We start from the raw sequence: 10,003 nt of genomic DNA on the forward strand, positions 1-10,003 counted from the left end.
GTGTACGGGCTGCACTGCTCGTTGGTCAGCGCCGAGGTGCCGGCGCCGTTGACGAGGAAGACCCGCTTCTTCTCCTGCGCCACCTTGGCCATCGCCAGGGCGGTGCCGGAGTTGGTGCCGCCGAACAGCATCGTGAGGTTGTCGGTGTCGATCCACTCGCGCGCCTTCGAGGCGGCGATGTCCGCCTTGTTCTGGTGATCGGCCGTGACCAGTTCGATCGGCAGGCCGTTGACCTTGCCGCCGAAATCGTCGATCGCCATCTGGATCGCAGTGGCGCCGTTCTTGCCTTCGACGTCGGCGTACAGGCTCGACATGTCGGTGATGAAACCGATCTTGACCTTCTCCTGTGCTTGAACGGCACCGGTCGCGAAGGCGACGGCCAGGGAGACAGCAGAAAGTGCGATTGTTTTTTTCATGGTGGGGTCAAGAATGTGAGTGAGAGAAATCGGGAAGTCGACGCGTCATTTCCAGAGCGCGCACTTGGAGTCGGCCTTGGCCGTGAAGACCTGGTCGCCCGGCAGCTTGGCAATCACCTTGAGGTAGTCCCAGGGCTGCTTCGATTCGGCCGGCGACTTGACCTCGACCAGATACACGTCGTGCACCATGCGGCCGTCGGGGCGGATCACGCCCTTGGCGTAGAAGTCGTCGATCGGGGTCTTCTTGAGCTCGGCCATCACCTTGTCGGCGTCGATCGTCTTGGCCGCCTGCACCGCCTTCAGGTAGGTCGTCGTGGCCGAGTAGTCGGCAGCCTGGATGTCGGACGGCATGCGCTTGGTCTTGTCGAAGAAGCGCTTCGAGAACTTGCGGGTGTCGTCGTTCAGGTCCCAGTACCAGCTCGTGGTGTGCAGCAGGCCTTCGGTGTTCTTCAGGCCCAGGCTGTGGATGTCGCTCAGGAAGATCAGCAGGCCCGCGGTCTTCATGGTCTTGCCGATGCCGAATTCCTTAGCCGCCTTGATCGAATTGATGGTGTCGCCGCCGGCGTTGGCGAGACCGAGGATCTGCGCCTTGGAGTTCTGAGCCTGCAGCAGGAAGGACGAGAAATCCGATGCGTTGAGCGGATGGCGCACTGTGCCGACCACCGTGCCGCCCTTGGCCTTGACCACCGCGCTGGTGTCGGCCTCGAGGGCATGGCCGAAGGCATAGTCGGCCGTCAGGAAGAACCACGACTTGCCGCCGCGATCGACCACCGCCGCGCCGGTGCCCTTGGCAAGCGCGACAGTGTCGTAAGCGTAGTGCACCGTGTACGGGCTGCACTGCTCATTGGTGAGCGCCGACGACGCAGCGCCGTTGTTGAAGTACACGCGCTTCTTTTCCTGCGCCACCTTCGCGGTGGCCAGCGCCGTGCCGGAGTTGGTGCCGCCGAAGACCATCGTCACGCCGTTGGTGTCAATCCATTCGCGTGCCTTCGAGGCCGCGATGTCGGCCTTGTTCTGGTGATCGGCCGTCAGCAGCTCGATCGGCTGGCCCAGCACGTTGCCGCCGAAGTCGTCGATCGCCATCTGGATCGCCAGCGCGCCGTTCTTGCCTTCGAGGTCGGCATACAGGCTCGACATGTCGGTGACGAAGCCGATCTTCACCTTTTCCTGGGCCTGTGCGGCGCCGGAAGCGAGCGCCATCGCGGCGATGGCCAGGGTCAATGCGCTGAATTGGTTCTTCATGGAGGTTCTCCGTCCAATCAACAGGTTGCGATAAAAGGAAAAGTCAAACGCCGAGCAGCTCGTTGAGCACCGGCATCTTGGCCTCGAGCTCGGCGGCTCCGAACTTCTCGACGATGCGCCCATGCTCCATCACATAGAAGCGATCGGCCAGCGGCGCCGCGAAGCGGAAGTTCTGCTCGACCATCACCACCGTGTAGCCCTTGCTTCGCAGCATCGTGATCATGCGGGCCAGCGCCTGCACGATCACGGGCGCGAGGCCTTCGGAGATCTCGTCGAGCAAGAGAAGTCGCGCGCCGGTGCGCAGGATGCGCGCCACCGCCAGCATCTGCTGCTCGCCGCCCGACAGCCGCGTGCCCTGGCTGTTGCGGCGCTCGGCGAGGTTCGGGAACATGGCGTAGATCTCGTCCACCGACATGCCCTTGCCGGCGCCCTTCAGCGGCGGCGGCAGCAGCAGGTTCTCTTCGCACGACAGGCTGGCGAAGATGCCGCGCTCCTCCGGGCAGTAGCCGATGCCCTGGTGCGCGATGCGGTGGGTCGCCATCTGGATCGTTTCGGTGCCGTTGACCTTGATGCTGCCCTTGCGGGCGCCGGTCAGGCCGAGCACGGCGCGCATCGTGGTGGTGCGGCCCGCACCGTTGCGGCCCAGCAGCGTGACCACCTCGCCCGGCTGCACCACCATGTCGACGCCGTGCAGCACATGCGATTCGCCGTACCAGGCCTGCAGGCCCTTGATCTCTAATGCGGGAGTCGCCATCAGTGGGCTCCCTGCAGCTGGCCGTCGGTGGTGCCCATGTAGGCCTCCATCACCTGCGGGTTGCGCGAGACCTCGGCGTACGGGCCTTCGGCCAGCACTGCGCCGCGCTGCAGCACCGTGATCGTGTCGGCGATGGTCGAGACCACGCTCATGTTGTGCTCCACCATCAGGATGGTGCGGCCGGCCGAGACGCGCTTGATGAGTTCGGCGACGCGGTGCACGTCCTCGTGGCCCATGCCCTGCGTCGGCTCGTCAAGCAGCATCAGCTCGGGCTCCATCGCCAGCGTGGTCGCGATCTCGAGCGCGCGCTTGCGGCCGTACGGGAGATTCACGGTCAGCTCGTCGGAAAGGTCCTCGAGGCCGACTTCGGCCAGCAGGGCACGGGCCCGGGCATCGAGCGGCTTGAGCGACTTCTCGCTCTTCCAGAAATGGTAGGAGGTACCCAGCGCGCGCTGCAGTCCGAGGCGCACGTTTTCGAGCAGCGTCAGGTGCGGGAACACGGCGGAAATCTGGAACGAGCGGATGATCCCGCGGCGCGCGATCTGCGCCGGCCGCTCGTTCGTGATGTCCAGGCCATTGAACAGGATGGTGCCGGAGGTCGGCTCGAGGAACTTGGTGAGCAGGTTGAAGCAGGTGGTCTTGCCGGCGCCATTGGGCCCGATCAGCGCGTGGATCGAACCGCGCACGACCGAAAGGTCGACCTTGCTGACCGCGGTGAAACCCTTGAATTCCTTGGTGAGCTGGCGTGTTTCGAGAATGATGTCGCTCATCTCGCGCGGTCACCCGATTGCTGACAGAAAAGATCGTTCATGCGGTCCATGTATGCGCACTTGGTAGCGCGGACCGCATTGTTTGCGGGCGTAACGAAACTTGCCTACTGGGGCAAATGCCTATGCTGCAATGCAACCTATGCGGGCGCAGCGCCTAGTGCGCGCCCGCCGCGGCGTCCGATGCGCCGCTGCCTCGCGCCGGCTTCGCGAGCCAGACCAGGGGGATCAGCAACAGAAACAGGATCGCCGAGCCGTAGAAGACATCGTTCGAAGCCAGCATGAATGACTGCTGGTCGACCAGGCGATTGATCTGCCCCAGCACCTGCTCCGGGCTGAAGCCGTTGGCGCCGAAGTTGGCGATGGCGCTGTTCGCCGCGTTGCTGCCGCTGTTCACAGACTCGACCAGCTGCGCATGGTGCAGCGCGGCCCGGTTCTCCCACAAGGTGGTGGCGGCTGAGGTGCCGACCGCGCCCGCGGTGATGCGCAGGAAGTTCGATAGCCCCGAGGCCGCCGGGATCCGGTCCGGCGGCAGGCCCGACAAGGTGATCGTGACCAGCGGGATGAAGAAGAAGGCCATCGCCACGCCCTGGATGATGGTCGGGATCATGATGGTCCAGAAGTCGGCCTGGGTGTTGAAGTTTGAGCGCATCCACAGCACCAGCGCGAACACCAGAAACGAGAAGGTCGCGTAGCGGCGCGGGTCGACCTTGCCGACCGTGAGACCGACGATCGGCGAGAAGAAGATCGCCAGCATGCCGACCGGCGCCATGATCATGCCGGCCTGGGTCGCCGTGTAGCCCATGTACTGCTGCAGCCACAGCGGCAGGATTACCACGTTGCCGAAGAACAGGCCGTAAGCCACCGCGGTCGCGAACGCGCCCGACCAGAAGTTGCGCCGCTTGAAAAGCGATAGATCGACCACCGGATGCTTGTCGGTCAGCTCCCAGATCAGGAAAAAGGCGAAACCGACCAGCGCCACCACCGCCAGCGTCAGGATCACGGCCGAGTGGAACCAGTCGAGTTCCTTGCCCTTGTCGAGCATGAGCTGCATGGAGCCGACCCAGAGCACCAGCAGCGCCAGCCCGATGCCATCGATCGGCACCTTGCGGGTCGCGCTCTCGCGCTTACGGTAGATGGCCCAGGTGATGCCCGCGGCCAGCAGGCCGACCGGGATGTTGATGTAGAAGATCCAGGGCCAGGAGATGTTGTCGGTGATCCAGCCACCGAGCAGCGGCCCCATCACCGGCGCAACCAGCGTGGTCATCGACCACATCGCCATCGCCAGCCCGGCCTTGGCACGCGGATAGCTCGACAGCAGCAGCGTCTGCGACAGCGGGATCATGGGGCCGGCAACGAAGCCCTGCAGCGCGCGGAAGGCGATCAGCGTGGTCATGTTGGGCGCCAGCCCGCAGAGCCAGGAACTGATGATGAACAGCAGCACGCTGGCCATGAACAGGCGCACCTGTCCGAAGCGCTGCGTGAGCCAGCCGGTCAGCGGCACTGCGATGGCGTTGGCCACCGCGAAGCTGGTGATGACCCAGGTGCCTTGCGTCGAACTGACGCCGAGGTCGCCGGCGATGGCCGGCAGCGAGACGTTGGCGATCGACGTGTCGAGCACGTTCATGAAGGTCGCGGCCGAGAGCGCGATGGTGCCCCAGACGCGGGCAGAACCGTCGAGCGGCTGGATCGGCGTGGGAGCGGTGGCGTTGGACATCGCGCGCGGTCGCCCGATCAGCCCGGATGGACTTGCGAAGAAATCGGCGAGACCGGCAGGCTGCTGGCCGCGGGCGCCTTGGGCGGCGCCGGCTCACGACCGAGGTTGGCGGCGATGATGCGCTGGACCACGGCGTCGGCGCCGCTGTCGAGCTGGCTGTAGACCTGCGTCTGGATCAGCGCGCTGCCGCGTGGCGCTTCGGCCAGGGCCTTGCCGTTCTTCTTGGCGACGTCGATCTCGGCGTCCATCGAGAGGCCGACGCGCAGCGGGTTGGCCTTGAGCTGCTCGGGGTCGAGCGCGATGCGAACCGGCACCCGCTGCACCACCTTGATCCAGTTGCCGGTAGCGTTCTGCGCCGGCAGCAGCGCAAAAGCCGCACCGGTGCCGACGCCGAGCCCGGCCACCCGGCCGTCGTACTCGATCTTCTTGCCATATAGGTCGGCCGTGAGCTTCACGGGCTGGTCGATGCGGATGTTGCGCAGCTGCACTTCCTTGAAGTTGGCATCGACCCAAAGCTGGTTCAGCGGCACGATCGACATCATCGGCGTGCCGGCGGCCACGCGCTGGCCGAGCTGCACCGTGCGCTTGGCGACATAGCCCTCGACCGGTGCCGGCATCGCGACGCGCTGGGTCGCGAGGTAGGCCTCGCGCACCTTGGCGGCGGCGGCCAGCACGCTGGGATGCTGCTCGACGCTGGTGCCTTCGGTCAACGACTCGTTGCTCGCGAGCTGCTGGCGCGCCGACAGCACGCCGGCCTGCGCCGCGGCCAGCTGGCTCTTGGCGTTGGCGAGCGCGGTCTCGGAGTGGTTCAGTTCCTCCTTCGACACCGCGCCGTTGCCGGCCAGCGCCTGACGGCGGGTGAGGTCGTCCTGGGCGCGCGCGATGTCGCTCTGCGCACGCGCGATGTCGGCCTGCCGCAGCGTGACCTGGGCCGCCAGCGAGCCGTTGTTGACATAGAGCGTGCGGGCCTGACGCACCGCCTGCGCCAGCGCCGCCTCGGCCTGCTCGAGCGCCACCTTGGCGTCCGAAGGATCGAGTTGCACCAACGGCTGGCCGGCCTTCACGAGGTCGGTGTCGTCGGCCATGATCGCCATCACGGTGCCGCCGATCTGGGGCGTGATCTGGATCACGTTGCCCTGCACGTAGGCATTGTCGGTCGATTCATAGTGGCTCGCGACCAGCCATTCGTAGGCGGCCCAGCCGGCGCCGGCGAGGATCACGATCGAGGCCAGCGTGGTCAGCGCCCGGCGGCGCTTGTTGCCGGCGGCGGGAGCCGGGGCGGCGGACTCGACAGGCGCAGCGGCTGAGGTGGTATTGCTGTTTTCCATGACAGTGTCTTTCGGATTCGGAGCGGTGTTCGGAAGTGCTCAGGGGTGCTGGGGCGCGGGCGCGGCGGCGGCGTGGGCGCTGTCCGTCGGCTGCCAGCCGCCGCCCAGCGCGCGCGCCAGGCCGACCTGGCTCTCGAGCGCGCGACCGGCGAGGTCGACACCGTCGCGGCGCTGCGCCAGCACCGTKACTTCGGCCGTCAGCACGTCGAGGTAGTTGCCGAGCCCGGCGCTGTAGCGCTGCAGGCCGATGTCGTAGGCGGCCTCGGCGGCGTCCTGCGCCTCTTTCTGCTGGACCTGCTGGCGCGCCACCGACTGTACGCTCGTCACCTGGTCGGCGACATCGCGCACGGCGTCGAAGACGGCGGTGTTGTAGCTGTCGATCGCGGCATCGAGATCGGCCGACTTGCCGCGCAGGTTGGCGCGCAGGCGGCCGCCCTCGAAGATCGGCAGCCGGATCGCGGGGCCGACGCCCCACTGCTGGCTGCCCGACTTCAGCAGGTTGTCGAAGCCGATGCTCTGGAGACCCGCGAAGGCCACCAGGTTGACGTTGGGATAGAACAGGGTCTTCGCGTTGGCGACGTCGCTGCTGGCGGCTTCCACGCGCCAGCGGGCGGCGGCGATGTCGGCGCGCCGGCCCAGCAGGTCGGCCGGGATGGTCTGCTGCAAGGGCATCGCCTTGAAGTCGCCCAGGCGCGGCGGCTTCAGCGATTGCGTCACCTCGGGCTTGGCCACCAGGGCGTCGAGCGCATGGCGGGCGATCGCGATCTGCTCGTCCAGGGCCTCGATCTGCTGGCGCGCCTCGGGCACGCTGCTCTCGCTCTGCTTGAGTTGCAGGCGCGTGTCGAGCCCGGCCGAGACGCGGTCACGCACCAGCTTGAGCAGCTCTTCGCGCTGCGCCAGCGCGCGCTGCGCCACCACCAGCCGATCGTTCAGCCGGGCCCACTGGACGTAGCCGCGGGCGACGTTGGTGGCCAGCAGGATGCGGGCCGCATCGGCCTCAGCGGCGGCGGCATTCGCGCTGCCGATCGCGGCCTCGATCGCGGTGCGGTTCTTGCCGAAGAAATCGAGCTCCCAGCCGGCGCTCAGCTGCAGCGTGCCGGTCTCCTGGATCGAGCCGCCGAGCGGCGCCGGATAGATGTAGCTGCCACTGAACTGCTGCCGCATGAGGTCGAGCGAGCCGTCGATCTGCGGCTTGTCGGCCGCTGCGGTCGTCGACACGGCGGCCTGGGCGCGCGCCAGCCGGGCCTGGGCGATCTGCAGGTTCGGGTTGCCCGCGATGGCCTGGTCGATCAGCCCGTTGAGCTGCGGATCGCCAAAGGCCAGCCACCATTGGCTGTCGAGGGCCGGGGTCGCAGGGGCGGTGGCTATGCCGAGGGTCTCGGCGGTCTGCATCTTCGGGTTCGAGGCGATCGCGCCCATGTCGGCGCAGCCCGCGACGGCCAGTGCCAGCACGGCGGCCGCGACCGCGCCGCTACGGCGCAAGGCGCGCTCAGGAAGGAGTCGATTCATCTTTCTTTTCTCCACGGGCCGACAAGGCCTGCGCGTTGTCGAGGATGCGGCGCAGATAGCCCTTGAGCTGCTCCCACTCCTCGTTGCTGAAGCCAGCCAGGTGCTCGTTCTGCACCCGGCTGAGGATTTCCGGCACCTCGCGGGCCGCGGCGCGGCCCTCGTCTGTGAGCTCGATGTGGACCACGCGCCGGTCGGCGACCGAGCGCACCCGGCGGCATAGGCCCTTGGCTTCCAGCCGGTCCAGCAGGCGGGTCATGGCACCGGTGTCGAGCTCGCATTCGCGCGCCAGCTCGGCCACCGTCGTCACCTTGCCCATGTGCAGCTTGTGCAAGGGCACCCACTGCGGATAGGTCGGGCCGCCCGGCTCGCACATCTGGAGCTCGACCGACTGGGCCACCGCGCTCAGGATGCGGCGCATCATGTAGCCGATGCTCTCCTCCGCGCGGTAGTTCTCGGCCTTGTAGAAGGCCGCGACCGCCGGCAATTGGCCGGGCGAAGCCGGCTCGGGGCGAACTTCGGGGGTCTGGGATTCGGACATACCCCAATAATATTTGCCTCGGCAATTACTGTCAAGGCGACCTTTGGTGGGGCAAGCGTTTCGCTAGAATGGCCCCGATATGGCCTCCTCTTCCCCCTCGCCCGCCAAAGGATCGCCAAAATCCTTGACCGGCCTGGCGCCTTTCCTGCGCCCCTATCGCACCCAGATCATCCTGGCGATCGTGTTCCTGGTCATGGCGGCGGCGACCACCCTGGTGTTCCCGATCACCTTGCGCAGCCTGATCGACGGCGGCCTGGTCTCGACCGACAAGGGGGCGCAGACAATGGCCCTCCGCGAGCATTTCGTCGCCCTGTTCGCCGTCGCGGTGGCGCTGGGGCTGTTCTCGGCGGCGCGCTTCTATACGGTCAGCTGGCTCGGCGAAAGAGTCACGGCCGACCTGCGCAACGCGGTCTACGCCCACGTGCTGCGGCAGAGCCCCGAATTCTTCGAGACCACCCAGACCGGCGAGGTGCTGTCGCGCCTGACCGCCGACACCACGCTGGTCCAGACCGTGGTCGGCTCCTCGCTGAGCATGGGGCTGCGCAACGCGGTCATGGGCATCGGCGCCCTGGCGATCCTGGTCTGGACCAATCCCTACGTGATGGTGCAGGTGCTCGGCATCCTGGTGCTGGTGGTGCTGCCCAGCATGTGGTTCGGCCGGCGGGTTCGCAAGCTCTCGCGCGCCAGCCAGGACCGGGTGGCCGACTCCAGCGCGATCGCGGCCGAAGTGCTCAACGCGATCCCGGTGGTGCAGAGCTATACGGCCGAGGTTCGCGAGGCGGCCCGCTTCGACGCCTCGACCGACAGCGCCTTCCGCACCGCGGTGCGCCGCACCCGCGCGCGCTCGGTGCTGGTGGCCTTCATCATCATCGCCACGTCGGCGGCGCTGCTATGGGGCCTCTACCAGGGCACGCAGGCCGTGCTGCGCGGCGACATCACGGCCGGACACCTGGGCCAGACCGTGGTCTACGTGATCATCTTGGCGAGCGCCGCCGCGGTGCTCGGCGAGGTCTATGGCGACCTGCTGCGGGCCGCGGGCGCCACCGAACGACTGATGGAACTGCTGCATGCCAACCCGGTGATCGTGTCGCCCGAGCGGCCGGCCCAGGCGCCGRTGCCCGCCGCCGGCAGCGCCCTGAGTCTGGAGGGCGTGGGCTTCCACTATCCCTCGCGGCCCCGCACCCCTGCCCTGCGCGATTTCAGCCTCCGGGTGGCGCCGGGCGAAACCGTGGCGCTGGTCGGATCGAGCGGCGCCGGCAAGAGCACGGTGTTCCAGTTGCTGCTGCGCTACTACGACCCCCAGTCCGGCCGCATCACCCTCGATGGCACGCCGCTGGCGGCGCTATCGCTCGACACCCTGCGCCAGCGCATCGGCCTGGTGCCGCAGGATGCGGTGATCTTCTCGGCCAGCGCGCTCGAGAACATCCGCTACGGCCGGCCCGACGCCAGCGTCGAGGAGGTCCATGTCGCCGCCCGCGCCGCCTTCGCGGACGGCTTCCTGCGGGCCCTGCCCGAGGGCTACGACACGTTTCTGGGCGAGCGCGGCGTGCGCCTGTCGGGCGGTCAGCGCCAGCGCATCGCGATCGCGCGCGCCATGCTCAAGAACCCTCCGCTGCTGTTGCTGGACGAAGCCACCAGCGCACTCGACGCCGAAAGCGAGCGGATGGTGCAGGCGGCACTCGAATCCGCCATGGTGGGCCGCACCACGCTGGTCATCGCCCACCGTCTGGCC

General features: G+C 67.5%; 9 protein-coding genes. 1 reads left to right on the forward strand and 8 read right to left on the reverse strand.

Translation table 11 applies throughout. The annotated features are described in order from the left end of the window. The 8 genes from AC1DY5_RS28580 to AC1DY5_RS28615 all read right to left on the reverse strand — a co-directional run. On the reverse strand, positions 1-416 hold a 416-nt coding region (locus AC1DY5_RS28580; RefSeq protein ID WP_478116882.1), incomplete at its 3' end, for an ABC transporter substrate-binding protein. Positions 417-461: 45 nt separating this feature from the next. Further along, positions 462-1,658, reverse strand: coding sequence for an ABC transporter substrate-binding protein (locus AC1DY5_RS28585; RefSeq protein ID WP_478116884.1), 1,197 nt, complete (start codon positions 1,656-1,658; stop codon positions 462-464). Positions 1,659-1,701: 43 nt separating this feature from the next. Further along, a complete protein-coding gene (locus AC1DY5_RS28590; protein ID WP_478116886.1) occupies positions 1,702-2,412 on the reverse strand; it encodes an ABC transporter ATP-binding protein in 711 nt (236 codons plus the stop codon). Beyond that, positions 2,412-3,182, reverse strand: coding sequence for an ABC transporter ATP-binding protein (locus tag AC1DY5_RS28595; RefSeq protein WP_478116888.1), 771 nt, complete (start codon positions 3,180-3,182; stop codon positions 2,412-2,414). Before AC1DY5_RS28595 ends, AC1DY5_RS28590 begins: the two co-directional genes overlap by 1 nt. 154 nt (positions 3,183-3,336) lie before the next feature. Beyond that, complete coding sequence (locus tag AC1DY5_RS28600; protein ID WP_478116890.1) at positions 3,337-4,896, reverse strand: DHA2 family efflux MFS transporter permease subunit; 1,560 nt, start codon at positions 4,894-4,896, stop codon at positions 3,337-3,339. 17 nt (positions 4,897-4,913) lie between these two features. After that, positions 4,914-6,224 carry an EmrA/EmrK family multidrug efflux transporter periplasmic adaptor subunit gene (locus AC1DY5_RS28605; RefSeq protein ID WP_478116892.1) on the reverse strand — a complete coding sequence of 437 codons (1,311 nt, stop codon included), beginning with the start codon at positions 6,222-6,224 and terminating at the stop codon, positions 4,914-4,916. 39 nt (positions 6,225-6,263) lie between these two features. Beyond that, a complete protein-coding gene (locus tag AC1DY5_RS28610) occupies positions 6,264-7,733 on the reverse strand; it encodes an efflux transporter outer membrane subunit (RefSeq protein ID WP_478116894.1) in 1,470 nt (489 codons plus the stop codon). Continuing rightward, complete coding sequence (locus AC1DY5_RS28615; RefSeq protein ID WP_478116896.1) at positions 7,714-8,271, reverse strand: MarR family winged helix-turn-helix transcriptional regulator; 558 nt, start codon at positions 8,269-8,271, stop codon at positions 7,714-7,716. The genes AC1DY5_RS28610 and AC1DY5_RS28615 overlap by 20 nt, the downstream gene beginning before the upstream one ends. Positions 8,272-8,350: 79 nt before the next feature. Here AC1DY5_RS28615 and AC1DY5_RS28620 point away from each other — a divergent pair. Then, on the forward strand, positions 8,351-10,003 hold a 1,653-nt coding region (locus tag AC1DY5_RS28620), incomplete at its 3' end, for an ABC transporter transmembrane domain-containing protein (RefSeq protein ID WP_478116898.1).

The organism is Variovorax sp. P4_D9 (assembly GCF_056401695.1).